Origin of the sequence: Streptomyces sp. NPDC047971 (genome assembly GCF_040653355.1) — a bacterium.
In the GTDB taxonomy this organism is placed as follows: domain Bacteria; phylum Actinomycetota; class Actinomycetes; order Streptomycetales; family Streptomycetaceae; genus Streptomyces.
Genome location: NZ_JBEZNW010000008.1, coordinates 206,618 through 231,678, shown reverse-complemented (window position 1 = coordinate 231,678; position 25,061 = coordinate 206,618). Strand labels below are relative to the sequence as shown.

The following is a 25,061-nucleotide window of genomic DNA, read 5'->3' as shown; positions in this document are numbered from 1 at the left end:
GCCGTACCGAAAGAGAGCGCGACGATGAGCACCGCACCGCCCCCGCCCCGCGTCCCGAGACGCCGACCCGTGAGGACCGTCCTCGCGGCCCTCACCTCGGTCGCCGCCCTCACCGCCCTCGCAGCCTGCTCCGGTCCGCCCCGCGGCGGGACGGACGGCACCGGTGCCTCGTTCGCGCTCTCGGCCGGCACCCCGAAGGCGCAGGGGGCCATCGACTCCTTCACCTGGGCGATCTACGCGGAACCGCCCACGCTCGACTACACGATGGCCTTCGACTACCCGCAGAACACCATCCTCTCCAACGTCTGCGAGAGCCTGATGCGCTGGACGCCCGGGCTCACGCTCGAACCCGGGCTCGCCCGGAAGGCGTCCAACCCGAACCCGACCACCTGGGTCTACGACCTGCGGAGCGGGGTGCGGTTCCACAACGGCGGAACGATGACCGCCGACGACGTCGTCTTCAGCCTGGGACGCCAGACGGACCCGAAGAACGCCGCCGCCTGGGCGCAGAACTTCCAGAACGTCGCCTCCCTACGCAAGACCGGCCCCCTCCAGGTCACCGTCACGCTGAAGAAGCCCGACTCGCAGTTCCCCCAGTACATGGCGACCGCCGCCGGTGTCGTCGCCTCCCGGGCCGGTGTCACCGCGGCGGGCGCCGACTACGGCACCTCCGGCGGTCTCGCCTGCACGGGCCCGTTCGCCCTCGGCGCCTGGCAGAAGGGGCAGTCGCTCGAACTGACCCGCTTCGACGGCTACTGGGGCACCCCGGCCAAGGCCGGGAAGGCCGTCTTCCGCTTCCTCACCGACCCGTCCGCCCGGACCAACGCCATGCTCAGCGGCGACGTCGACGGCGGCTACCTCATCCCGACCGAGAGCTACGGGCGCCTCAAGGACAGCGGCGTCGGCACCCTCTACTTCGGCGAGGGCCTCAGCACGGTCAACCTCGGCATCACCAACATGAAGGGCGCACTCGGCGACGTGCGGGTCCGCCGGGCGCTCTCCCTCGCCCTGGACCGCTCCGGATTCGTGAAGGCCGGCCTCGGCGGCGCCGGCACCGCCACCAGCTCGCTCACCACACGGGCCGCCTGGGCGGGCGCCTCGCCCGAGGTGCGCAAGGCGGCGTTCGACGGACTGCCGCCCACCTCCCGGGACGTCGAGAAGGCGAGGGCGCTCGTCAAGGAGGCAGGGGCCACCGGCACGTCACTGACCGTCGCCACCAGTTCCATCGGCCAGGACGTCTCCCTGCTCGCCACCGCGGTCCAGGCCGCCGGAAGCGAGATCGGACTGCGGATCAACCTCAAGTCGGTCGCCCCGAACGCCTTCACCGCGCTCTTCACCGACCCCGAGGCCCGCGAGGGCATCGACATGTTCCCCCTCACCTACTACGACTCGATCACCGACCCGCTCGACCTCCTCACCAACTTCAGGACCGGCGCGTACCTCAACTTCGCCGGGTACAGCGACAAGCGGTACGACGGACTGATCGAGCAGGCCACCACCACCTACGACAAGGACCGGCGCCTCCGCGTCGAGAGCGAACTCCAACGGCACGCCGCCGAACAGCTGCCCTGGATCCCGGTCGCCGAGTGGCCCACCGCCCTCTTCCTCAACAAGAGGATCACCGGCGCCCCCACGACCATCGCGTACATGTACTACCCGTGGGCGGCGGACGTCGGCGCCGCCGGACCGGGGAGCGCGGGGCCGACGGAGCCGCGCTCGGGGGCCACGCCGTGAACCCCGTCGCCTTCCTGAGATTCGCCGCGCGGCGGGTCGCCGAGATGGCGGCCACCCTCCTCGTCGCCTCGTTCGTCGTCTTCGGCGCCATGTACCTGGCTCCCGGCAGCCCCGCGAGCTTCCTCCTCTCCGGCCGCTCGGCCTCCCCCGAGGCACTCGCCGCCGTCAACGCCCGCTACCACCTCGACGACCCCTTCGCCGTGCGCTACCTGCGCTGGCTCGGCGACATGCTCCAGGGCGACTTCGGCCGCTCCCTCACGTACCGCACCGACGTCTCGCGGCTCCTGGCCGACCGGCTGCCCACCACCTTGCTGCTGATCACCATGGCGCTGGCCGTGGTGGTCGTCGTCGGACTCCTCCTCGGCCGGATCGCCGCCGTACGCGGTGGCGCGACCGACTCGGCCGTCCTCCTCACCACCGCCTTCGCGATCGGCACGCCGTCCTTCGTCGCCGCCGTGCTGCTCCAGGGTCTCTTCGCCGTCAACCTCGGCTGGTTCCCCAGCAGCGGAGCCGGCGACGGGTTCCTCGACATGGTGTGGCACCTGACCCTGCCCGCGATCGCCCTCGCGCTCTATCTGATCGGGATGCTCGCCCGCGTCACCCGCGCCGCCATGCTCGACGCCCTCGACAGCGAACACGTGACCGTGGCCCGCGGCCGGGGCGTGCCCGAACGCCTCGTCATCCGCCGCCATGTGCTGCGCAATTCGCTCGGGACCGTACTCACGACGGGCGGCCTCATCGTCTCCACCCTGCTGGTCTGCACGATCCTCGTCGAGACGGCGTTCAGCATCGGCGGCATCGGACAGCTCCTCGAACTCGCCACCACGACCAAGGACTTCCCGACCGTCCAGGCCGTCTCCCTGATCATCGTCGCCCTGTTCATGGCCGTGAACCTGATCGTCGACCTCCTGCTGCCCCTGGTCGACCCCCGCATCGCCCTCGGCACGAGAGGGGCCGCCGCATGACCGCCGTCCTCACCCGGCGACCGGGCCTCGCCAAGGTCCGCGCGGCCTCCGGCCGCTCGCCGCTGCACCTCGCCTGCCTGGCATTCGTCGGACTCGTCGTCGCCGCGGCCCTGCTCGCCCCCTGGCTGGTGCCCCACGACCCCAACGCCGTCGACCTCGGCGGCGCGCTCGCGGGACCCTCCGCCGACCATCCGCTCGGCGCCGACGCCGCCGGCCGCGACACCCTCTCCCGGCTCCTCCTGGGCGCCCGCACCTCGCTGCTCGGCCCGCTCGGCGTCGTCGCCCTCTCCACCCTCGTGGGTGTGGCCGTCGGCACCGCCGCCGCCTGGCGGGGCGGCTGGCTCGACTCCGTCCTCTCCCGCTCCACCGAACTCGTCTTCGCCTTTCCCGGGATGCTCCTCGCGATCCTCGTCGTCTCCGTCTACGGAGAGGGCCTGCTCGCCCCCGTCGTCGCGCTCGGCGTCGCCTACCTGCCGTACGTCAGCAGGCTCACCCGCTCACTCGTCCTGGCCGAACGAGCCCGTCCCTACGTCAGCGCCTACCGGGTCCAGGGCCACTCGGCGCTCCAGATCTGCCTGCGCCACATCCTGCCCAACATCGCCCCCGTCGTCCTCGCCCAGTCCACCATCAACTTCGGCTACGCCCTCATGGACCTGGCCGGCCTGTCCTTCCTCGGCCTCGGCGTGCCACCGCTCACGCCCGACTGGGGCCGCATGGTCTTCGACGGCCAGACAGCCATCCAGCACGGCTATCCGCTCTCCGCGATCCTGCCGTGCGTCCTCGTCGTGCTCACCGTCGTCGCGTTCAACGTGGTCGGAGAGCGCTGGGCCGACCGCGTCGCCAGGAGAGACCGATGAGACCCCTGCCCCCGCCCGCCTCCGCGTCCCCGACGCCCCCGCCCTCCGCCGCCCCCACGCTCGACATCCAGGGCCTGCGGCTCACCCTCCCCGGCACCGCCCGCCCCGTCCTCGACGGCGTGGACCTCACCGTCGGCCCGGGCGAGACCGTGGCGCTCGTCGGCGAGTCCGGCTCCGGAAAGTCCCTCACGTCCCGCGGCGCCCTGGGCCTGCTGCCCGCCGGCGCCACCGTCGAGGGCACCGTCCTGGTCGAGGGCCGCGACGTGCTCACCATGGACGCGGACCGGCTGCGCGCCCTGCGCGCCGGCACCGTCGCCATGATCTTCCAGGATCCCCGGGCCGCCCTCAACCCCCTGCGCCGCATCGGCGACTTCCTCACCGAGGGCGTCCGGTCGGCCGGCACCCTGGACGAGTCCGGCGCCAGGGACCGTGCCGTGGAACTCCTGGAGGCCGTCGGCCTTGACGCCACCGCCCTGCGGAAGTACCCCAGCCAGGTCTCCGGCGGCATGCTCCAACGGGTGGTGATCGCCGCCGCGCTCATGGGCGATCCCGCCCTCCTGCTCGCCGACGAACCCACCACCGCGCTGGACGTCACCACCCAGGCCGAGGTCATCGCCCTCCTCGCCCGCCTGCGCGCGAGCTTCCGCACCGGGCTGCTGTTCGTCACCCACGACCTCGACCTGGCGGCGGCGATCAGCGACCGCGTGTACGTCATGTACGCCGGACGGATCGCCGAGACCGGCCCCGCCGACGTCCTCTTCGAGCGCCCCCGACACCCCTACACCGCGGCCCTGCTGGCCTCCACACCCCGCCTCACCACCCCCGGCGGCAGACTCTCCGCCATCCCCGGCCAACCACCCGACCTGCGCACCCCCCTGACCGGATGCGCCTTCGCCGCCCGCTGCCCCCTCGCGACCGGGATCTGCCGGGAGACGGCCCCCGAACCGCTGACGGTGCCCGGCCGGCCCGAACACCTCGCCGCCTGCCACCACAGCGACCGGCCGGCCGAGAAGGGAGCCGTCGTCGATGCCTGAGCTCCACTCCGCACCCGCCCCGGCGGAACCCCCGAGGGCGGAACCCCCGAGGGCGGAACCCCCGAGGGCCGAACCCCTCCTCCAGGTCACCGGCCTCAGCCGCGCCTTCGGCCCCGTCCGGGCCGTGGACGGCGTGTCCTTCACCCTGCCAGAGGGCGGCTCGCTCGGCATCGTCGGCGGCTCCGGCTCCGGCAAGACCACCACGGCCCGCATCGTCGTCGGTCTGGAGCGCGCCGACGAAGGAGAGGTACGGATCCGGGGCCGGGCCCGGCCCGCCCGGGTCCGCGGCCGGGCCCAGCGCCTGGCCAGGGCCCGCGAGGTGCAGATGGTCTTCCAGGACCCCTACCTGTCCCTCGACCCGAGGACCAGCGTCGAACAGGTCCTGCGCGAGACGCTGCGGCTGCACTTCCCCGACCGTGACCCCGAGCCCCGTGTCCGCGAACTCCTCGACCAGGTCGGCCTCGGCACCCGCGCGGCCGAGGCCCTGCCCCGGCACCTCTCGGGCGGTCAGCGCCAGCGCGTCGCCATCGCCCGCGCGCTCGCCGTGGAACCGGCCGTCCTCGTCCTGGACGAGGCGGTCGCCGCCCTCGACGTGTCCGTCCAGGCCCAGATCCTCAACCTGCTGGCCGACATCCGCGAACAGACCCCGATCGGCTACCTCTTCATCACCCACGACCTCGGCGTGGTCCGGTGCGTGACGGACGAGGTCCTCGTCATGCGCCACGGCAGCGTCGTCGAGGCCGGCGCCACCGACCAGGTGCTCGCCGCGCCGCAACACCCGTACACCCGGCTCCTCCTGGACTCCGTCCCGCGCCCCGGCTGGAACCCGGACCGGATCGCGGCGGCCCGCCAGGAGCTGTCGTCCCCGCAGGCACCCCCACACAGGAGGCAGAAATGAAACGAGGCCTGAACAGGCGAGGATTCCTCGTCGCCGCCGGAGCGACCGCCGCCGGTGCCGCCCTCGCCACGACGACCCAGGGCAGGGCCCGCGCCACCGCCGGAACCTTCCGGGTCCCCGTCGAGGACGTCCGCCACACCCGCACCTGGATGGCCTGGCCCGACAGCACCGCGATCTGGGGCAACAAGCTGAGCGGCGTCCAGGCCGACATCGCCCTGATCGCCCGTACGACCGCACGGTACGAACCGGTCGTCATGTGCGCCAACTCCGGCAGCGCCGCCAGGGCCCGCTCGATGTGCGGCTCGACGGTCACCGTCATCAGCTCCATCCCCGTCGACGACTGCTGGATGCGCGACACCGGCCCCGTCTTCCGTACCGACGGCGCCGGCGGCCTGGACGCCGTGGGCCTCAACTTCAACGGCTGGGGAGACAAGCAGGCCCACGCCAAGGACGCCCTCGTGGCCGAACGGATCGCCGCCCACGTGGGCGTCCCGTTCACCTCCGCCGACCTCGTCGGCGAGGGCGGCGCCATCGAACAGGACGGCGCCGGCACCCTGATGGCCACCCGCAGCAGTCTGGTGAACCGCAACCGCAACCCCGGGATGTCGGAGCGGCAGCTGACCACGGCGATGTGCGAGGCGTACGGCGCGTCCAAGGTCATCTGGTTCGACGGCGTCCGGGGCCAGGACATCACCGACGACCACGTCGACGCCACGTCCCGATTCCTCGCCCCCGGCGAGGCCCTCGTCCAGATGCCCCTCTCCACCGACAACGACGCCTACGCCCGCGACGCGCGCCAGCAGTTCAGCATCCTGTCCGCCTCGACGACGTCCACCGGAGCCCCGATGGACGTCATGCGCCTGCAGGGCCCGGACTACAACAAGATCCGCTCCACCAGCCGGGACTTCCTCGCCTCCTACGCCAACTACTACCTCTGCAACGGCGCCGTGATCAGCGCCCACTTCGGCGACACCCGTGCGGACCAGGCGGCCAGGGCGACCCTGGCCCGCCTGTACCCGGACCGTGTCATCGAGCAGTTGAACATCGACCGCCTGGGCACGGGCGGCGGCGGCATCCACTGCGTCACCCAGCAGCAGCCCGCCGTCTGATCCGCACCGCGATCAGCGTGCGACGGCGTGGACGATCAGGTTGTCCACGGGGTGGCCGGCCGCGTCGAACGCGCCGTCGCACGTGATCAGTCGCAACACCCGCCCCTTCGTGACCCCGTAGACCCGCTCCGTGGGAAAGGCGTTCTTCGCGACGGTCTCGGTGCCGGTGACCGTGAAGCGCACGGTGCCGCCGGCGCTGTCGCGCACATCGACCGTCGCGCCCTCGCGAATCCGCTCGAGGTCGTGGAACACGGCCTCGCCGAAGCGGGTGGAGTTGTGGCCGATGATCACCGCCGCGCCGGGCTCACCCGGCCGGGGGTTCCCGGTGTACCAGCCGGCCGTCATCCCCTTCTCCGCCGGCGGTACCTCGACGGTGCCGTCCCGGTTGAGGCCGAGCCCCATCAGGTCGCTGTCGATGCCGAGCGACGGTATCGACACGCGGGTCGGGACCGTCCCGGTGTTCTCGTCCCGCTCCCGGTCCGGCGCCCCGGAGGGCGCGGGCGACGCCGTCGCGGCCGGGGGAGATCCGGGGTTCAGGGCGCCGCCGGCGCCGCCGGCCGAGCAGGCGGTGACGGCCGTGGTCAGCACGGCACACAGCAGAAGAGGCGGGGCGTACGTCCGCCGGGCGCGGGGACGGCGGCCGATGATGCGGGTCATGGGGGCTCCCGGTGGCGGAGTCGTGGTGCCGCCGTGGCCCGACGGCACCACGAGGCATCGGTCAGTCGTTGCGGTGGACGGCGCCTCGGCGGCGCGACATCACGGTGCCCGCACCCACGAGGATCGCCGCGCCGGCGACCGCCCCCGCGATGGTGGTGGCGCTGTGCTCGCCCTCGACGGCGGGCCGCTCGCCGGCGGCGACACCGCCGCGCGGGGCCGCCACCTCGCCGGTGGTCCGGTCGGGGGCGGGGGTCGGCGGGGCGGATGCCCGCTCGCCGGCGGCGACACCGCCGCGCGGAGCCGCCACCTCGCCCGTGGTCCGGTCGGGGGCCGGGGTCGGCCGGGCGGATTCCGCACCGCTGCCCTGCTCCGACGCGGTCGGTGCCGGGGCGGGCGTCCGGCCGCCGGAGTCGGGGGTGGTGTCGGCGGCCGCCGCCGGGCGGACGCCCGGGTCCGAGGGCGCGGCGGACGGACCGTCGGACGCGAACGCCGAGGTCGAGGGCAGCAGCACCCCGCCGATGACGGCGGTGGTGAAGGCTGCGGTGCGCAGGCTGAGACTGCGTCGGGACGGACGGCGGTGAGACGGCATGGCTGTGGCTCTCCTTCGGTACGGAAACGGCCGGCGCCCCTGCCTGGTCGCCCGGGCTCCGGTGATCGCCATGCTCACGGAGACGTGTCAGAAAGCTGTCAGCTCCCTGTGGGCCTGCCGTCAGAGCTTCGCGGCCTCGCCCGCGTCCTCGCGAACGCCCACCGGCAGGCGGAGCGTGAAGGTCGAGCCGACCCCCTCGGTCGAGACGGCGGTGGCCGAACCACCGTGCGCCTCGGCGAGTTTGCGCACGATCGAGAGGCCCAGACCGCTGCCTCCGGTACGCCGGTTGCGGGACCGCTCCGCCCGCCAGAACCGGTCGAACACATGGGGCAGATCGACGGCGGCGATCCCGCTGCCCGTGTCGGCGACCTCCACGACCACATGGGACACCGGTCCGCCGCCGACGCCCTCCCCGCGGGCGCGCAGCTCGACGCGTCCGCCGCGCGGGGTGTGGCGGACGGCGTTCGAGACCAGGTTGCCGACGGCCTGCCGCAGCCGTACCGGGTCCGCGGTCAGCGCGGGCGCGGGCCCGGACGTCGCGAGGGCCAGGGCCACGCCCGCGCGCTCGGCCTCGTTCTGGTGGGCGGCGGCGACCTGGCCGAGGAGGTCCACCACGTCGACCGGCTCCGGGTGCAGCCGCAGCGCGCCGGCGTCCGCCTGCGCGAGGTCCTGCAGGTCGTCGACGATGTGCTGAAGCTGTACGGCCTCCTCCAAGAGCGAGGCGATCAGCGCCGGGTCGGTGTCGGCGATGCCGTCCTGGGCGGCCTCCAGCCAGCCGCGGATGTTGCTCAGCGGAGTGCGCAGTTCATGCGCGACGTCGCTGACCATCGCCTTGCGCTGGGCCTCCAGACGGGCCCGGTGCTCGGCCAGTTCGTAGAACGCGGCCGCAAGTCTGCCGATCTCGTTGTCGTCGTGCACCGCGACGGGAGCGGTCTCGGCGCCCTCCTTCATGCGCTGCGCGGCGCTGGTGAGCGCCCGCAGCGGGCGTACGAGGCGCCGTCCGGTGAGGATCGAGACGCCGATGGTGAGGGCGAGGACGAGCGCCGCCGCGCCGGCGATGCGGGCCGTGCTCGTCGCGGACAGGTCGAACCCGGGCACGCGGCCCCGGTCGGGATCGCCGATGAACAGCAGGGCCGGCTGGGCGACGTACGAGCTCAGCTGCTCGCGCCGCGCGGTGTCCACGCACGAGCCGATGGCCTGGTCGGCCGCCTTGTCGAACTCGGCCGGCGCGGGCACGGGCGTGGGGGTCGCGACGGGGCCGGGCAGCAGGCCGCTGTGCCAGGTCAGGTCCGGGTCGAGCCGGATGCCGGGACGGTCCTGGCGGCTCAGACAGGCGTTGGTCAGCTTGGTCAGGGTTTCGAGGGCCTTGGCCTCCGTCCGCGTGGCGGCGTCGAGTTCGTCGGTGGAGCAGTCGTCCCTCGCGACCCGTTCGGTGCCGGCGGGCGTGTCGCCCGGCTCGACGCGCGGGCGTCCTGACGGCCCCTCCGTCACCTCGGCGTTCCGGCCGCCGCGACGCAGGCAGGCGACGACGCGGTCCGCCTTGTCCCGCAGTTCGTTCCGCTCCGGAGGCGGCAGGAGGAAGGGGCCGACGGCCCGCGCGTCGATCCGGTCCGTCGCGCTCGACCCGTTGTCCTTGGACAGCGCACTGTCCAAGGACAAGGGATCGACGACCGCCGACGGACGGCTGGGCAGCCGCGGTCCCGAGCCGCCCGCCGAGTCGGCGAGGGGCTCGCGGGCCTGGGTGGTGACGGCGACACGGCGCCCGAACCGGGAGGCCAGCTCCTCGACCGTGCCGTCCACGCCGTCCCATCCGGGGTGGGTGGCCGCGTATCCGAGCAGGGTGTCGTAGATGCGCGCGTCGTCCGCCAGGGCCTGGCCCTGTTCCTGTTCGAGGGCGCCCGACGTGGTCTGGGCGGCGAGCCATGTCGTCGCGGCGACCGAGCAGGCTGCGACCAGCGCGAAGACACCGAGGAAGCGCCCGAGGAGGCTCTTGCGCAAGGGCAGTCGCGAGCGTGCCGTACGGCTACGGCTACGGCATCGCACGCCGCGGGCCCTTCGCCGGGTCGGTCAGCTTGTAGCCGACTCCGAAGACGGTGAGCAGACGGGCCGGGGTGCGCGGCTCGGGCTCGATCTTCCTGCGCAGGTTCATGATGTGCATGTCCACGGTGCGATCGCTGACGTAGCGGTCGTAGCCGTGCAGCTTTTCGAGCAGGCGCGGCCGGGTGAAGACCCGGTCCGGTTCCGCGGCCATGGCGGCGATGACCTGGAACTCGCCGGGCGTGCACTCCACGGGCGCCCCGTCGACGGTCACCTCGTGCCGGTCGGCGTCGACCCGCAGCGCGCCCACCGAGAGAACCCGCCCGCCGCCCGCGGCCGACGCCCCCGCCCGGCCGGTGCGACGCAGCAAGGTGCGCACCCGCGCCATCAGTTCGCGCGGGCTGTACGGCTTGGTCATGTAGTCGTCGGCTCCGAGGTCGAGCCCGAGCAGCAGATCGTCCTCGGTGGACCGGGCGGTGAGCATCAGCACCGGGAGCTCCCGCGCCTCGCCGCGCAGAACCCGTAGGACGTCGAGCCCGTCGGTGCGCGGCATCATGACATCGAGGATCAGCAGGTCGGGCTCGCACACCCGGACCCGGTCGAGCACCGCCCGCCCGTCGCCCACGACGGTGACCGCGTGGCCCTCCCGTTCGAGGTAGCGGCGCACCAGCTCCGCCTGCTTCTCGTCGTCCTCCGCGACCATCACCTCAGCGCACACGCGGCCGATCGTAGGCGATGTGTGCGTACACCGGTTCGGACGGCACGTGGGCCGACCGCGTGCGCCTCCGTCCCCCGGACCGTCCGATCCGGCCGTCCCCGGCCGTGGTCACCCGTCGATCAGCGGCAGCACGGGGAAGGGGTGGCCCCGCCAGATCAGACGGGACGCCTCCTCCGGGTAGGCGGTGACGGCGGGTCGGGTGTCGAAGACCTGGACGAGCCGCCGCTCGCTGTCGTACGCGGGCCAGCCAGGGTCGCCGTGCGCGGCGAACGACGTCCACGCGGAGCGCATGCGGGCCGACAGGGCCTCCGCCTCCGGGGAGGGCGGTTCACCGATGAGCACGGCGGGCCGGCCGCGGTCCAGAGTGCCGAACACGAGAGGCACGTCCAGCCCGTGGCAGGCGCCGAGCGCGCCGCCCATTCCCGGGGCGGCCCAGGTCAGCTCGTAGACGTGGACGCGACCACCGTCGGCCACCCGCGCCTCGGCGAGCTGGAGCGTGGGCATCCGGAACAGCCAGTCGGAATGGACCAGTTCGAAGAGCGTCTCCGGACCCGCCGCCGGGTGGGCGTCGCGATACCGGCGCGCCCCGTCCGGCTCCGGCGCCAGGAAGCGGAGCGCGGACTCGGCCTGATCCTCGCTCACCTCGCCGAGCAGGCCGGTGATCGCGGTGAACAGGCGGTGTTCGTCGCGGGTGTGGCCGACGAGGAGGTCGACGTCGCGGCAGGCGCCGGCGGACAGGGCCTGCCACGGTGTGGCGGGCAGGATGTCGCCGTCGACGACCGGCGAGAAGGGGATCGCCCGGTGCGCGGGCCGCCCCCAGCGCCCAGCCCGCCGCTCCATCCCGGCGCCGACCGCGTCGGCCGCTGCGGACAACTCGTGCGGAGGGACGCCCGACAACTCGGCCACCGTGGGCCCGAGCCCCAGCTCGGCGGCGCAGGCCGCGCCGATGTCCGCGGCGAGGTCCGGCGAGAAGAACGTGCCCTGCACGCTCTGCGCGATGGCCCGGCGGAAGAGCCCGGCAGCCCGGTCCATGGCCAGCAGGGCGGCGATCGATCCTCCGCCCGCCGACTGGCCGAAGAGGGTGACGCGCCCCGGGTCGCCGCCGAAAGCCTCGATGTTGTCGCGCACCCATGCCAGCGCGGCGACCTGGTCGAGCAGTCCTCGGTTGGGCGGTGCCCCCTCGATCTGCCCGAAGCCCTCCATGCCGACGCGGTAGTTGAACGTCACCACGACGACGTCGCCGTCCCGGGCGAGCCGGGCCCCGTCGTACTCGGGGAGCCCCGACGTGCCGAACACGTAGGCGCCGCCCTGGATCCAGACCATCACCGGCAGCCCCGTACCGGGGATCTCTCCGGGCGACCAGACGTTGACCGTCAGCCACTCGTCGCCCGGTGTCTCGCGCGACAGCGCGTCCATGCCGAAGTGCCCGGCCTGCGGAGGCGGCGGGCCGAACGAGACGGCGTCCCGCACCCCACTCCAGCCCCGTACCGGCTGTGGCGCGGCGAAGCGGAGCGCGCCGACCGGGGGCTCGGCGAACGGGATGCCCCGAAAGACCGACACCCCCGCCTCGCGGCTGCCACGCACCACCCCGGCCACCGTACGGACCTCGGGCCGGGCCTCCGACGACTCGGACGTGGCAGCGGACATCTCGACTCTCCCGGACGGGGAAGGGGCTCGCGACGAGCCCGGACCCTTCGCATGATCCGCCGGGCCCGGATGTCACGCCAGTCGATTTCGGGCGCGACGGGCCACCGGGCCTGAGCGATCCCGCGAGGGCGTGGCGGGCCCGGTCCGCCCCGGCCCCGCCGCTGGTGCCACCTCGGGACTCCCGCGGCGACGGGCGACACCCCGACGCGTTTCCCCGGGGCGCGGGCGGGTTGCCGTAGCTTCGAACCGCGGCCCGGTCGGCGGCCGAATTGCGCGAGGAGCTCCACCGTGAACCAGTCGTCCCCTCCAAGCCGACGGAACCGGTGGCTCTCCGAACGCCGCCGATCGGCGATGAGCGCGCTCGTCGCGGCGGGAACGGCGGCGCTCGTCCTCGGTGTCGACGGCGGTCGGTCGCGGGCCTCGGGCGCGGACGTGTGCGTGCTGGTGCTGCTCGCCTACCTCTTTCCGTATCTCATGCTCACCGCCGTGGCCTTCTCGACCGCCTCCCCGGAGCGGGTGCGCGACTGGGCCCGCCGCTCGACGCGAGGCACGGTCCTCCAGCGGTACGTCTACGGGACGGCGCCCGGACCGGGCGTCTCCGTCTTCATCGCGGCCGCCGCGCTCGTGGTGGCGGTGGTGTGGCGCCCCGGCCACATCAGCTCCGCGTTCGAACCCGCCGCCCGCGCGGCGGTGGCGCTCACCCTGGTCGCCGTCGCGTGGATCTGCGTGGCCGTGTCCTTCGCGGTCGCCTTCCAGGCCGACAACCTGGTGGAGGACGAGACCGCGCTGGACTTCCCCGGGGAGGGCCGTCCGCTCTGGATCGACTACGTCTATTTCGCGTTGTCGGTCATGACGACCTTCGGCACGACGGACGTCGACGTGACCTCCCGGGAGATGCGGCGGACCGTGACGGCCAACTCGGCCATCGCGTTCGTCTTCAACACCGTCACGGTGGCCAGTCTCGTCTCCGCGCTGGACAGCATCTGACGACCCGACCGACCCGACCGACCCGACCGACCCGACCGACCCGACCGCCCCGACCGCCTCGACCGCCTCGACCGCCCCGGCCGCGCCCCGGGCCCCGGGCCCCGTGCCGGGGCCTCGTCAGGAGACGGGCCAGGGCACGTCGGTGGTCACCGCCGCGCTGTAGTCCACCCCCGGCACGGAGAATCCGTACAGGCGCCGGACTTCGGCCTGGAACCAGTCGAGATCCGCGAGACCGGCGATGGTGTCCGTCGTGGCGGCCGCCCAGCGTTCGGCGACGGCCGCCTGGACCTCGTCGGTGAGTTCCCAGGTGTCCAGGCGCACCCGGCCCTCGTCGTCGAGGGCGAGGGGGGCGGTGCCCGTGAGCTGGTCCCACAGGGCGGCGAGCTGACGTACCGGCGGGACCAGGTCCTCGCCCAGGACGCCGCGCAGCAGGCCGGTGTACAGGGCGATGCCGGGGATGGCGGTGGAGGACTGGGTGACGGCGGCGCCGTTGACGGAGGTGACCGCCCGTCCGCCCACCGTCTTGTCGAGGCGCTCGTTCAGACCGCGGGCGGTCGCCTCCAGATGGGCCTTGGCCGCGCCGATGGTGCCCTGCCGGTAGATCGCCGCCGTCAGCGGCGATCCGATGTACGACAGCGCGGCGGTGGTGAAGCCCTCACCGAGCAGGCCCCGTCCGTCCAGGCGGTCGATCCAGCGTTCCCAGTCCGCACCGCCCATCACGGCCACGGTCTGCTCGACGTCGTCGCCCTCGGCCGGCCCGGTCTCGACCTCGCGCACCTCCGGAACGCCCTCGCCGTCGAAGACGAGCGTCTTGGTGCGGTTCGCCCGGCCGATCGGCTTGAGGACCGAGGCGTACGTGGCGCCGGTCTCCGGGTCGGTGCGCCGGGGCGCGGCCACCGAGTAGATCAGGTGGTCCAGCTTGCCGAAGCGCCGTTCGACGAGATCGGCGACCTCGTCCTTCATCCCGTCGGAGAACGCGTCGCCGTTGAGGAAGACCAGATCCCTTCCGGCGCCACGGGCGAGGTCGGCGGTCGCGGCGGTGCGGTACCAGCCGGCCGTGGCGGTACGCCGCTCGGTGGCGGCCTTCTCGAAGGACACCATGACGCCGCGGATACCGGCGCGCTTGAGCCCGGCGACCGTGGCCGCCAGACCGTATCCGGAGGAGGAGCCGATGATCAGCGCCACCGGCCCCGCACCCTCCGGCCCGTCGGCGGTGTCGGGGCACGCCCGCCACATGTCGGTCACCAGCCGTTCACAGCCCGCCGGGTGGGAGTCGAGGAAGAGGAAACCCCGGTTGCGGGGGGTGAGAACGCGCTCGCTCACGATGGCAGTCCTTGGGTCGACCGGGCTGAGGGGCGCGACAGCGGGTCGAGCCGCCACGTCCCGCAAGTCTGTGCCGGGACGGACATCCGGCACCTGCCCCACCGGGGACAAGGATCGGAAGCCGATCTTGGAGTGTTCCCCCACAACCGACAGCGCGAGGAACTGCGCGGCGCCCTCGCCGAGGCGCGCGTCACCCCGTTCCGGCGAGTTCCTGCTCGGTCCAGATCGTCTTGCCCCGGGGGCCGTAGCGGCTGCCCCAGCGACTGGTGAGCTGGGCGACCAGGAACAGACCGCGGCCGCCCTCGTCGGTGCTGACCGCACGGCGCAGCCGGGGCTGGGAGTTACTCGGGTCGGACACCTCGCAGACGAGGACCCGGTCGAGGATGAGCCGCAGGTCGATCGGTCCGCCGGCGTACCGGATGGCGTTCGTGACGAGCTCGCTGACGATGAGTTCGGTGGTGAAGAGCTGCTCCTGCAGGCCCCATGCCTCCAGTTGGGCCGTCGCGTCGGCGCGGGCGTCGTGGACCGCCGCGGGGTCGGCGGGATACTCCCAGACCACCGTGTTCTCGACCGCGACCGCCCGGGTACGGGCCAGCAGCAGGGTGATGTCGTCCGCCGGCTGCTCGGCGGAGGGATGGCGGCCGACGACCTGCGCCGCGATCTCGTCCAACGGGCGTCCGGGCGCGCACGCCTCGGCCAGGTCGGCGTGGAGCTTCGACGTACCGGCCTCGAGATCGTGGCCCAGCAGGCCGTCGCTGTAGAGCGCGATCACGGTGCCGGGCGGCACGGTCACGCTGCACACCTCGAAGGGGTTGTCGCCGACGCCCAGTGTCGGCCCCGTCACCAGGTCGGGGACCTCGACCGCCCCGTCCGGCAGGACGAACGCCGGCGGGGGATGCCCGGCACCGGCCATCTGGCACACCCGGGTGACCGGATCGTAGACGGCGAACAGGCAGGACGCGCCCACGGTGTCGGGGACGTCCGCCTCCGCCTCCATGCGCTGGACCAGGTCGTCGAGCCGGGACAGCAGCTCGTCCGGGGGAAGGTCGAGGTCGGCCAGTGTCTGCACCGCCGTGCGCAGCCGCGCCATGGTCGCGGTGGCCTGGAGCCCGTGTCCGATGACATCGCCGACCACGAGCGCCACGCGCAGCGACGACAGCGGGAACGCGTCGAACCAGTCCCCGCCCACGCTCACGCTGCCGCCCGTCGGCAGATACGTCCCGGTGGTCTCCGCGGCCGTGCTCACCGTCGCGGCCGCGGGCAGGAGACTGTGCTGGAGGACGACGGCCGTCTGGTGCTCGCGGGTGTAGCGCAGGGCGTTGTCGAGGGCGAGGGCGCTGCGTGCGCACAGGTCCTTGAGCACCTGGCCGTCACCGTCGTCGAAGGCCACCGCCGACGGGCCGGTGCGCCACACCAGGACGTACCCCAGGATGCGCCCCCGGTGGTAGATCGGGCAGCCGAGGGAACTGCGCATCCCCTCCGGCATCATCTTCGCGAGGAGCACCGGGTCGTGCGCCAGGAAGGTGCGGGCCATGTCGGGTGTGGAGGCGATCGATTCCTGCCCCACGGCGGTGCGTTGGAACTCCGGGCGGTCGGGGATGCGCGGCAGTTGCTCGCCGACCTGGACGAGTGGCGCGGGCCAGGTCCCGTCGGCCGACTTGACCGCGACCCGCCTGAGTTGTTCCTGCGTCGGCCCCACGTAGCTCATCGGGGGATCGCGCCCTTCGAGCACGTCCTCCCGCAGATCCACGCTCGCCAGGTCGCCGAGGGCGGGCACCAGCACCTCCGTGAGGTCCTGGGCGCTGTTCACCACATCCAGGGAGCCGCCGATTCCGACGGCGCCGCGGTACGCGGCGGCGAGACGGTGCTGCGCGCGCAGCCGCTCGGTGATCTCCACGACCGCCACCGCCACGCCGACCGGTTCGCCCAGCGGATCTCCGAGCCGGAGACACGTGAGGGACAGCAGCCGGTCGTCGTCCTCCCTGCCGGTGTGACACTCGACCGCCACCACGGGGGTTCCCGACCGGGCGACCTCGGCCAGCACGCCGTCCGCGGTCAGTTCGTCGTCGCAGACGAGGGCATGCAGCCACTTCTCGCCCTCGCGCCGGCTCAGCCGCTGGAAGGCGGGGTTGGTGCGGACGAGCCGCAGATCGAGGTTGAGCAGCGCCACTCCCAGGCGGTCCTGCTTCACCAGGGCGGAGGCGAGTGCCGAGTCGTCTCCCCACCCCCGGGCCGGTCCCGGCGGCGCCGCCAGGATCAGCGCGCCGCTGGACCCCTGGGGGTGCAGCACCCGCAACTCCACATCCACGTACCGGCCCGAGCGGTGCCGGAGCCGGCCCAGGTGAGGTCGGTCGGGCGCATCGGTACGGGCCGGTGACGGAGCGTGCGGGCCGAGCAGATCGCGGGCGGCCCGGCCGACGACCTCGTCCGCCGACCAGCCGAGGAGTTCGTTCGCCGCCCGTGACCACCAGGTGACCCTGTCCCGCTCGTCGACCAACGCGGCCGCCACGCCGTCCAGGGCGGCCAGGGAGTCTCTGGGGCTGTCAGCGGTAGGTGTCACCGATGCTCCCTCGCGCCGGTCCGAGCTCGATCCGGTCCCGCATCCGATTCTCTCCCGGCCGCGCCGCTCGCGCCTGGCGGCAGAACCTCGGCCGGTCCCGCCGCTCGGCGACGTACGGGCCCGTGCGGGGGCGGCCGTGCGGCGGCCGACCCCGCCCAGGGCGACCCCACCATGACCCTTGTTGCACATATATTGCAAGTGCATCTCGGTGGCAAAAGGAGTGGACGCAGTGGCTGGACCAGTAGTGCTGGGCATCGAGTCGTCGTGCGACGAGACCGGGGCCGGCATCGTGCGGGACGGGAAGCTCCTGGCTCACGTCGTGGCGTCGAGCATGGACGAGCACGCGCTCTTCGGCGGGGTCGTGCCCGAGATCGCGGCCCGGGCGCACCTCCAGGCCTTCAACCCCGTCGTCGGGGAGGCGCTCGATCGGGCGGGGCTGCGGCTGGGGCAGATCGACGCGGTCGCCGTCACCACCGGCCCCGGCCTCTCGGGCGCGCTCCAGGTCGGCCTGTCCGGGGCGAAGTCCCTCGCGTACGCGGCGGGGGTGCCGCTGTACGGTGTGCACCACCTGGCCGGGCACGTCGCCGCCGACACCCTGGAGCACGGGCCGCTGCCCACCCCGTGCGTCGTCCTGATCGTCTCCGGCGGCCACACCTCGCTCCTACTGGTCCGGGACTTGGTGCGCGAGCCGATCCTGCACCTGGGCGACACCCTCGACGACGCGGCGGGGGAGTGCTTCGACAAGGTCGCCCGCATCATGGGCCTGTCCTACCCCGGCGGGCCGGCCGTCGACCGGGCGGCCCGCGACGGCGACCCGCGCGCCGTGCACTTCCCCCGGCCCCTCACGCGGCCCGGCGACGACCCGTACGCCTTCTCCTTCTCCGGCCTCAAGACGGCCGCCGCCCGCTGGGTCGAGAAGCACCGGGCCGAAGGCGTCGAGCTGCCTGTCGCCGACGGGGCCGCCGCCCTCCAGGAGGCCGTCGCCGACGTGTTGACCCGCAAGGCGCTCGCGGCCTGCGAGGCGTACGACGTGAGGACGCTGATCGTGGTCGGCGGTGTCGCGGCGAACTCCCGGGTCCGCGCTCTGGCCGAGCAGCGGTGCGCCGCCACCGGTGTCGAGCTACGGGTGCCGCCGATGACCTTGTGCACCGACAACGGCGCCATGATCGCCGCCGTCGGCGACCTCCTCGTACGGGCCGGAGCCGAACCCGCCCCGCTCGACGTGTCGATCGACCCGTCGGCTCCGCTGGAGTACGCCTCCCTGACCCCGCTGCCCGCCCCTTCGGCGAGCGCCGTCTGATGACCGCCCTCGTCCGGCAGGTCCACGGGAACGGTCTGCTCGCGTACGCGGACGGTGTCCGTGCCGTGTACGCGGACGCGTTCGGCTCCCCGCCCTGGGGCGAGGGGCCGGAGCGGGCCGCCGCCTATCGGCGACGGCTCGACGGCGACGTGGACCGGCCCGGATTCACCGCCGCCCTCGCGCTCGACGGGGACACGGTCGTCGGCTGGGCGACCGCCTGGACCACCCCGTCGCCGTTCCCCACCGGCCGTTGCCACCCGCCGATCTCGGCCGCGCTCGGCAGGCGCCGCGCGACCGACTGGCTCTGCGGTGCGCGCGAGGTCGACGAACTCGCCGTCGCCACCCACGCCAGAGGCGCCGGGCTCGGTGCCCGGCTCCTGGACGCGGTCACCGCCGACCGGGCCGACGGGCGCTGCTGGCTGTTGACCTCGGTCGCGGCCCGTGCCGCCGTCGCCTTCTACGAGCGGGAGGGCTGGACCCAGGCCACCCACCCCGCACCCGGGGGAGCCGGCCTCGCGGCCTTCCTCGGCCCGCGGCATCCGGCCCGAGCAGCCGCCCCTCGCCCACTCTGACCACTTCGCCGGGGCAGTGAGACCTGGCGTACCGCCGACCGTTCGCACCGAACCGCCCCGATCGACGGCCGCCGATCGGGGCGTGGGGAGGACACGGCCGAAGCCGCGTCCTCCCCACGATCGGTCGGCTGCCCGCATCCCGCCGTGATCCGCCGGCGGCTCCGGTCAGCTCATCGCGCCGACAGGCGCGGCGTGCGCGGCGGCGGCGTGCGCCGGCTGCCCGTCTTCTCGAAGGCCGCCGCGAGGGCCAGCAGGGCGTTGTCGTCGTAGGCGCGGCCCGCGAAGGTCAGCCCGACGGGCATGGCGGTGTCCGTCATGGTGCCCATGGGCACCGTCACGGTCGGGATGCCGAGGTGGCGGGGGACCAGGTTGCCGTTGGCGACCCAGACGCCGTTGCGCCAGCCGAGGTCGGCGGAGGCCGCGTCGACGTCCATGTCCGCGGGGCCCACGTCGGCCACCGCCGGGAAGACCACCGCGTCCAGGCCCAGCCCGTCCATCCACAGCTCCAGGTCGACGCGGCGCGTCTCCTCCAGCCCTCGCAGCCCCTCCTCCAGGAGCGGCATGTCGGCGAGGGACGCGTACGGGCGCTCGCGCACGAAGCGGGGGTAGTCGCCGATCGTGTCGTCGAAGCCGTCGTACCGGTCGGGCAGTTCGCCCTCCTGCTTGGGCCAGATGCGGTCGCCGTCGACATCGGCCAGGGTGGAGAGCTCCGGGTCGCCGTTGGCGCGCAGGAAGTCGTCCCAGGCCCAGGCGGACAGGTCCTCGATCTCGAAGGTGAGGTACGCGCGGCCGACCAGGCCGCGGGTGAACAGCGAGGGCGCTCCGGGGCGGTCGGACTCGTAGTTCGACACGACGGGGAAGTCGACCTCGACGACCTCGGCGCCGGCGGCCTCCAGGTCGCGGCGGGCGGCCTCCCACAGGGTGATCACCGAGGGGCGCGTGTCGACGCGCTGCCCGGTCTGGCCGCCGATGCCTCCCTCGGGGTTCGTTCCGGCGGCGGGGTCGGCGTTGATGTACATCCGGGGCACGCCGACGCGCTTGCCGGCGAGCGTGGCGGACGCGGCCTCGGTGTCGGAGGGCGCGAGGGCCGGGTAGGAGGCGGGGCGTACCTGCGAGGGCGACGGCAGCGACACCCACGGCTGCGCGCGCCACAGGTCCCCGCGCGTGTGCGGGTCGTCGGCGACGATCACGTCGAGCAGTTCGAGCAGGTCGGCCATGGTGCGGGTGTGCGGGACGACGACGTCCATGGTCGGTACGAGCGGCCAGTTGCCGCGGACCGAGATCACGCCGCGGCTGGGGGTGTAGGCGCACAGCGCGTTGTTGGAGGCGGGGGCGCGGCCCGAGGACCAGGTCTCCTCGCCGAGTCCGAACGCGCCGAAGGACGCGGCCGTCGCCGTGCCGGAGCCGTTGGAGGAGCCGGAGCCGTAGGCGCTGGTGAGCCAGTCGGCGCTGTACGGGCTCTCCGCGCGGCCGTACACGCCGCGCTGCATGCCGCCGTTCGCCATGGGCGGCATGTTGGTCAGGCCGATGAGGACCGCGCCGCCCGCACGCAGCCGCTCGATGGCGAAGGCGTCGCGCTGGGCGACGAGGTGCTCGAACGCCGGGGAGCCGGACGCCGCCGTGAGCCCCTCGGCCAGGTAGCTGTCCTTGGCGGTGTAGGGGATCCCGTCCAGCGGGCCCAGCGTCTCGCCGCGGCTGCGACGGGCATCGGATGCCTCCGCTTCCGCCCGGGCACGCGGGTTCATGACCACCATCGCGTTCAGAGCGGTGGCCGTGCCGGGCCGGTCGTAGGCGTCGATCCGCGCGAGATAGGCGTCGAGCAGGTCGACCGCGGTCGCCTCGCCCTTCTCCAGCGCCGCGCGCAGGTCGGCGATACAGGTCTCCACGACATCGAATCCGCGCGTCATGCGGGTGCCTCCTGGTGGTGAGTAGGGCAGGCGCGCTGGCCTCGGGGCGGCCGCCCGCGGGCGGCCGTCACACTCCCCATCGCTCTGACTAGATTTTCAGTCTAGACTAGGAATCTAGATGATCGGAACCTAGAATCGGGTCCTGGATTTCCGGAACCGAGAGTGAGCCCATGCCGACGTCAGAGACCGGGCCCGCGCGGCCCGACCGCCGTCCCCCGCCGAACGGGGCGGCGGGCGCCGGGACGGGCGCGAGCTCGCGGCCCGCGGCCCGGGTCCCCATCGACAGGAAGCGCCAGCCCAGCGGGGACGAGGCGCGGGAGCGAGCCATGCGGGCCGCCATCAGCGTCATCGCCGACAAGGGCACAGCGGCCCTGCGGATGTCGGACATCGCCGAGCGGGCCGGCATGAGCACCGGCCACATCCTCTACCACTTCGGCAAGAAGGACCGGCTCCTGCTCGAGGTCCTCGCATGGAGCCAGGCGGACCTCTGGGCCCGGTTCCAGCAGGCCGCCGACCAGGCCGCGTCACCCGCCGAGAAGCTGGACCTGTTCGTCCGCTTCTACCTGCCCCGCCACCAGGGCGACGAGCGCTACGCGCTGTGGACGCAGGTACTGGCCCAGCGCCACGACGAAGCGGGCCGGCACATCCTCACCGAACTGCTGGACGGCTGGGACGAGCGCCTGGAAACCATCGTTCGAGAGGGCCGGGGCCTGGGTCACTTCGCCGACGTGGACCTGCCCGAGTTCACCATCCGGGCCGTGGCCATGCTGAGCGGACTCTCCGAGGACGTGATGTTCGGCCGGTCCCGGTGGCAGCACGCCTCCGCGCACGCGTTCGCGCTGTCCGCCCTTCGACGCGAACTCGATCCGGTCGTTCCGGACTGACAGGGGCGGCGCCGCCGATCCCGGCGACTACCGCCTCGCACCCGCGTGAGCGGGGCGGAACACCTTTCGCCCCGGCCTCTCGGGGTGTCTCGCCGGCGCGGTGCCGGGGCGGTCGGTCGATCCTCATGCCACGGATCCGCCGCCACGGCCCGCTGCCCCGGGTCACGGGTGTTCGGCGCCCCGCGCTCCACGCGGGTCGTCGGCAGGCGGGTTCCCCGCCCGCAGGTGCCGCCGCAGTGCGCGCAGCGCGGTCCGTTCCTCCGCGCGACGCCGCAGCCAGGCGCGCCGTCGCTCGCGCGTGACCACGAGGAGAAGGCCCAGGGCGAGGAGGCCGCCGACGGCGAGGGCGGCGATGAGCCAGGGGAAGGAGGACAGCCGGACCGTGTTGCTGTCCACGGTCTTCGTCGCGCCGCCGGGCACCGTGGCGGTCACCGAGGCGGTGACCGCGCGGCGGCCGAGGACGGGGAGGTCGGTGAGGCGGCCGGTGACGATGGCGCTGCCGCCGGGGATCACGTAGATCCCCGCCGGGCTGAGCGGGACGGTACGGGTGGAACCGCCGCCGGTGACCTTCAGCTGTCCGGTGAAGGTGTAGAGGACGTTCCCCGTGTTGCGGACGGTCACGGTGAACTCCTCGCCGCCGCCCGCGGGCCGGTGTTCCAGCTCCGTGAGGGAGACCTGGAGGTCGGCGGTGCCGGGGACGGTGAGTTCGACGAGCCGGGCGATACGGGTCTCGGTGTTCACCCCGCCGCTGACCGCGGGGGTGCGCAGCGCGGTGACCAGGCTGCCGAGGTAGCTGCCGGGCGGCGTGCCGTCGGGGACCGCGAGGGAGAAGCGGACCGTGGCGCTGCTCTTCGGCCGCACGGTGACGGTGGCCTCGGAGCCCAGCTTCAGCCAGGCCCCGACCGCGCGCATCCTCTGCCCTTCCTGCGCGGGGGCCAGACCGCCGCCGGCCGCGTGGGTGACGTCGGCGCCGTAGACGTGGAAGGTCCGGGCCTCGTTGCTCTGGTTGTAGATGACCGCGGAGTCCTCGATCCGGGCGCCGGCCCTCAGCGCGTAACCGAAGTGCCCGCCGGTCAGCGTCGTCAGTCCGTAGAGCCCGGCCCGTACGCCGAACGGCGCGCCCGCGGCGGATTCCGGTGGCGTGGGCGAGGGTGCGGGGGCGGGTGCTGCCTGCGCGCCCGGCGCCAGAGCGAGCACGAGGGCCGTGAGGAGGAGGCTCCACCGGGCACGGATCCGTGCCCGGTGGGTGGCGGAGGCGCCGCCCCGGGCGCGCAGACAGCTGTTCATGGGATCAGCCGGTGATCGTGTACTGGAGGGTGCCGCTGTAGGAGCCGGGGAGCGTCTCCGCGGGGATGTTCCACTGCGCCGTCGACCCGTCGTGGGTGAAGACACCGCGGGTGGAGCCGTCGCCGGTCGCCATCGTCAGGGCCGGGGAGAGGCTGGTGCCCGGCTGCGCGTCGGCGCCCTCCGGGAACCGGCCGCCCGGGCCCGGCTCGGCGATGCCCGTCCACCGGCCGCCGGTCCCGTCGAGGTGCCCGCCGGCCGTGACCGTCAGGTTCTTCCACCCGATGGTGTCCGTGCCGCTGACCAGGTCGGTGGTGGCGACGGTCACCGACCAGGGGGCGGTGGTGGAGAGGGTGTCGGTGTACGTGAACCTGCCGAGTCCGGCCGGTGCGCTGACGGTGCCGGGTTCCAGGGTGCCGAAGTCGACGGCCGGCAGGTTCACCTCCATCGACAGGACACCGGGCGCCTTGGCGACCTGTACCGACATCGACTGGGCCGTGCCCTTCGACTTCGAGGTGTTCAGCAGCACCTGCGCCGCGACGCCCGCGGCGGTGGAGGAGGCCGCCAGGTCGGGCCGGCCGTCGGCGTTCAGGTCGCCGACGGCGTACGAGCCGTTCGCGCCGGCCTGCGTGTCGTACGGCCGGCCGGCGTTGCGGAAGGCGCCCGTGCCGTCGCCGAGGAGGACGGTGGGCTGGTTGTCGGGGCCGTTGTCGGTGACCAGGTCCGGCTTGCCGTCCGTGTCGACGTCGGCGATGGCCACGCCCTCGAGAGCGCTGCCGCCGACGGGGTGGGTGACCGGGGCACCGAAGGCTCCGGCACCGTCGCCGAGGAAGACGGTGATCGTCCGGTCGGTGTGCGCGACGACCACGTCCGGCTTGCCGTCGCCGCTCACGTCGCCGAGCGCGATGGCCCGGCCGAGGAGGGCGGCGTCGGCGAAGCGGGTGGCCGGGCCGAGACCGCCCTTGCCGTCACCGAGGAGGACGGAGATGTCGGAGGTGCCCGCGTTCACGGTGACCACGTCGAGCCTGCCGTCGCCGTTCACATCCCCGGCCTTCAGGCCGGAGGGGCGCAGCTGCCGGGCGGAGTGGCTGCTCGGCCGGCCGCCGCCGACGTAGTGGTTGCTCGCGGTGCCCAGCGCGCCCGTGCCGTCGTTGGTCCACACCGAGACGTTGTCGCCGTTGGTGTTGGACGTCAGCACATCGGGCTTGGCGTCGCCGTTCATGTCGGCGACCGTGATGTCCGCGGGGAACAGGGCGTCCGTCGACGGGTTGACCAGCGTCGGCGCGAAGGAGGAGGTCGCCGGGGCGAAACCGCCCTTGCCGTCACCGAGCAGTTCGACGACGCTTCCCATGCTTTCCGTGCCGTGCTGCGTGGGCCGCTTGGTCAGGGCCGCGGCGACGACCGCGTCCAGCCGGCCGTCACCGTTGAGGTCCGCGAGGGCGACCGCCGTCGGGAAGACGCCGCTGTCGAGCCCGAAGGAGACGCCGGGGCCGAAGCCGCCCTTGCCGTCGCCGAGGGCGGCCACCAGGGTGTTCGATCCCTTGACCGCGGTGACGAGGTCGGCCTTGCCGTCGCCGTTCAGGTCGCCCAGCGCCGGGGCGGTGCCCCTCCCGGAACCCGCGGGCAGCGGGACGGCGGTCGCCCCGCCGAAGGAGACGCGGGGATCCGGCGCCGCCTGGGCGGCCGGCGCCAGACACAGCCCGGCGACGAGCGCGGCTGCCGAGCCGAGCACGAGCCCGGCTCCGCGTGGTGTGGAAGTCTTCAACGTACCCGCCCCTTGAGGATGTCGCGGCACGCCGACAGGAGGCGTCGACCTGCGGCGGTGTGATGGAGAGTCAGATCCAGTCAATACCGCCGCGGCGGGGAAGTTCAGTGGATGCCCCACCAGTTACGGGGCCGCTCCACGGGCGGTGACCTGGTGATTCCTCCGATCGGTCGGGCCGACCGCGGACGGGGGCACCCGGGCCCACGCGGTCGCGCTCACCGCACAGGACGAGGC

At 73.6% G+C, this 25,061-nt stretch carries 20 protein-coding genes; 10 read left to right on the top strand and 10 right to left on the bottom strand.

Annotation, left to right across the window (positions count from 1 at the left end; translation table 11 throughout):
• Nucleotides 1-69: 69 nt before the first annotated feature.
• Genes AB0D99_RS11460 through AB0D99_RS11435 form a run of 6 tightly spaced genes read left to right on the top strand, consistent with a single transcriptional unit; the run spans nt 70 to nt 6,597 of the window.
• Nucleotides 70-1,734: an ABC transporter substrate-binding protein gene (locus AB0D99_RS11460; RefSeq protein WP_362359077.1), complete on the top strand. Its 1,665-nt coding sequence runs from the start codon at nt 70-72 to the stop codon at nt 1,732-1,734.
• Entirely contained in the window at nt 1,731-2,699 is a 969-nt protein-coding gene (locus AB0D99_RS11455) for an ABC transporter permease (RefSeq protein ID WP_362359075.1), read from the top strand. Before AB0D99_RS11460 ends, AB0D99_RS11455 begins: the two co-directional genes overlap by 4 nt.
• Entirely contained in the window at nt 2,696-3,556 is an 861-nt protein-coding gene (locus tag AB0D99_RS11450; protein ID WP_362359073.1) for an ABC transporter permease, read from the top strand. Before AB0D99_RS11455 ends, AB0D99_RS11450 begins: the two co-directional genes overlap by 4 nt.
• A complete protein-coding gene (locus AB0D99_RS11445; protein ID WP_362359071.1) occupies nt 3,553-4,590 on the top strand; it encodes an ABC transporter ATP-binding protein in 1,038 nt (345 codons plus the stop codon). The genes AB0D99_RS11450 and AB0D99_RS11445 overlap by 4 nt, the downstream gene beginning before the upstream one ends.
• Nucleotides 4,583-5,488 carry an ABC transporter ATP-binding protein gene (locus AB0D99_RS11440; RefSeq protein ID WP_362359069.1) on the top strand — a complete coding sequence of 302 codons (906 nt, stop codon included), beginning with the start codon at nt 4,583-4,585 and terminating at the stop codon, nt 5,486-5,488. The genes AB0D99_RS11445 and AB0D99_RS11440 overlap by 8 nt, the downstream gene beginning before the upstream one ends.
• Nucleotides 5,485-6,597, top strand: coding sequence for an agmatine deiminase family protein (locus tag AB0D99_RS11435; protein ID WP_362359067.1), 1,113 nt, complete (start codon nt 5,485-5,487; stop codon nt 6,595-6,597). Before AB0D99_RS11440 ends, AB0D99_RS11435 begins: the two co-directional genes overlap by 4 nt.
• 12 nt (nt 6,598-6,609) lie before the next feature.
• Here the strand turns inward: AB0D99_RS11435 and AB0D99_RS11430 are convergent, their stop codons facing one another.
• The 5 genes from AB0D99_RS11430 to AB0D99_RS11410 all read right to left on the bottom strand — a co-directional run bounded on the left by AB0D99_RS11430 (nt 6,610) and on the right by AB0D99_RS11410 (nt 12,245).
• A complete protein-coding gene (locus AB0D99_RS11430; protein ID WP_362359065.1) occupies nt 6,610-7,254 on the bottom strand; it encodes a sortase in 645 nt (214 codons plus the stop codon).
• A 61-nt stretch (nt 7,255-7,315) separates the two neighbouring features.
• On the bottom strand, nt 7,316-7,843 hold the full coding sequence (locus AB0D99_RS11425) for a hypothetical protein (RefSeq protein WP_362359063.1): 528 nt from the start codon (nt 7,841-7,843) through the stop codon (nt 7,316-7,318).
• A gap of 120 nt (nt 7,844-7,963) precedes the next feature.
• Nucleotides 7,964-9,841 carry a HAMP domain-containing sensor histidine kinase gene (locus AB0D99_RS11420; protein WP_362359061.1) on the bottom strand — a complete coding sequence of 626 codons (1,878 nt, stop codon included), beginning with the start codon at nt 9,839-9,841 and terminating at the stop codon, nt 7,964-7,966.
• Nucleotides 9,842-9,872: 31 nt separating this feature from the next.
• A complete protein-coding gene (locus AB0D99_RS11415) occupies nt 9,873-10,583 on the bottom strand; it encodes a response regulator transcription factor (RefSeq protein WP_362359115.1) in 711 nt (236 codons plus the stop codon).
• Nucleotides 10,584-10,706: 123 nt separating this feature from the next.
• Nucleotides 10,707-12,245 (bottom strand): carboxylesterase family protein, encoded by a 1,539-nt coding sequence (locus tag AB0D99_RS11410; RefSeq protein WP_362359059.1) that lies wholly within the window; start codon nt 12,243-12,245, stop codon nt 10,707-10,709.
• 351 nt (nt 12,246-12,596) lie between these two features.
• Between AB0D99_RS11410 and AB0D99_RS11405 the strand changes: the two genes are divergently transcribed.
• Nucleotides 12,597-13,232 (top strand): DUF1345 domain-containing protein, encoded by a 636-nt coding sequence (locus AB0D99_RS11405; RefSeq protein ID WP_362359113.1) that lies wholly within the window; start codon nt 12,597-12,599, stop codon nt 13,230-13,232.
• Between the two features lie 117 nt (nt 13,233-13,349).
• Here the strand turns inward: AB0D99_RS11405 and fabV are convergent, their stop codons facing one another.
• Together fabV and AB0D99_RS11395 are read right to left on the bottom strand one after the other, a co-directional pair.
• Complete coding sequence (gene fabV, locus AB0D99_RS11400) at nt 13,350-14,555, bottom strand: enoyl-[acyl-carrier-protein] reductase FabV (RefSeq protein ID WP_362359056.1); 1,206 nt, start codon at nt 14,553-14,555, stop codon at nt 13,350-13,352.
• A gap of 190 nt (nt 14,556-14,745) precedes the next feature.
• A complete protein-coding gene (locus tag AB0D99_RS11395) occupies nt 14,746-17,115 on the bottom strand; it encodes a SpoIIE family protein phosphatase (RefSeq protein WP_362359054.1) in 2,370 nt (789 codons plus the stop codon).
• Nucleotides 17,116-17,344: 229 nt separating this feature from the next.
• Here AB0D99_RS11395 and tsaD point away from each other — a divergent pair, with 229 nt between their 5' ends.
• Nucleotides 17,345-18,415 (top strand): tRNA (adenosine(37)-N6)-threonylcarbamoyltransferase complex transferase subunit TsaD, encoded by a 1,071-nt coding sequence (gene tsaD / locus AB0D99_RS11390; protein WP_362359052.1) that lies wholly within the window; start codon nt 17,345-17,347, stop codon nt 18,413-18,415.
• The gene (locus AB0D99_RS11385) at nt 18,415-18,987 is read left to right on the top strand and encodes a GNAT family N-acetyltransferase (RefSeq protein ID WP_362359050.1); all 573 of its coding nucleotides are present in this window, start codon (nt 18,415-18,417) and stop codon (nt 18,985-18,987) included. Before tsaD ends, AB0D99_RS11385 begins: the two co-directional genes overlap by 1 nt.
• Nucleotides 18,988-19,157: 170 nt before the next feature.
• Here the strand turns inward: AB0D99_RS11385 and AB0D99_RS11380 are convergent, their stop codons facing one another.
• On the bottom strand, nt 19,158-20,894 hold the full coding sequence (locus AB0D99_RS11380; protein WP_362359048.1) for an amidase: 1,737 nt from the start codon (nt 20,892-20,894) through the stop codon (nt 19,158-19,160).
• Nucleotides 20,895-21,064: 170 nt separating this feature from the next.
• Here AB0D99_RS11380 and AB0D99_RS11375 point away from each other — a divergent pair, with 170 nt between their 5' ends.
• Nucleotides 21,065-21,778, top strand: a complete 714-nt coding sequence (locus tag AB0D99_RS11375; RefSeq protein WP_362359046.1) for a TetR/AcrR family transcriptional regulator — start codon at nt 21,065-21,067, stop codon at nt 21,776-21,778.
• A gap of 162 nt (nt 21,779-21,940) precedes the next feature.
• On the opposite strand, the gene AB0D99_RS11370 is transcribed toward AB0D99_RS11375, so the two are convergent.
• Both AB0D99_RS11370 and AB0D99_RS11365 read right to left on the bottom strand, forming a co-directional pair.
• Complete coding sequence (locus AB0D99_RS11370) at nt 21,941-23,065, bottom strand: hypothetical protein (protein ID WP_362359044.1); 1,125 nt, start codon at nt 23,063-23,065, stop codon at nt 21,941-21,943.
• A 4-nt stretch (nt 23,066-23,069) separates the two neighbouring features.
• Nucleotides 23,070-24,827 carry a VCBS repeat-containing protein gene (locus AB0D99_RS11365; RefSeq protein ID WP_362359042.1) on the bottom strand — a complete coding sequence of 586 codons (1,758 nt, stop codon included), beginning with the start codon at nt 24,825-24,827 and terminating at the stop codon, nt 23,070-23,072.
• Between the last annotated feature and the right edge of the window lie 234 nt (nt 24,828-25,061).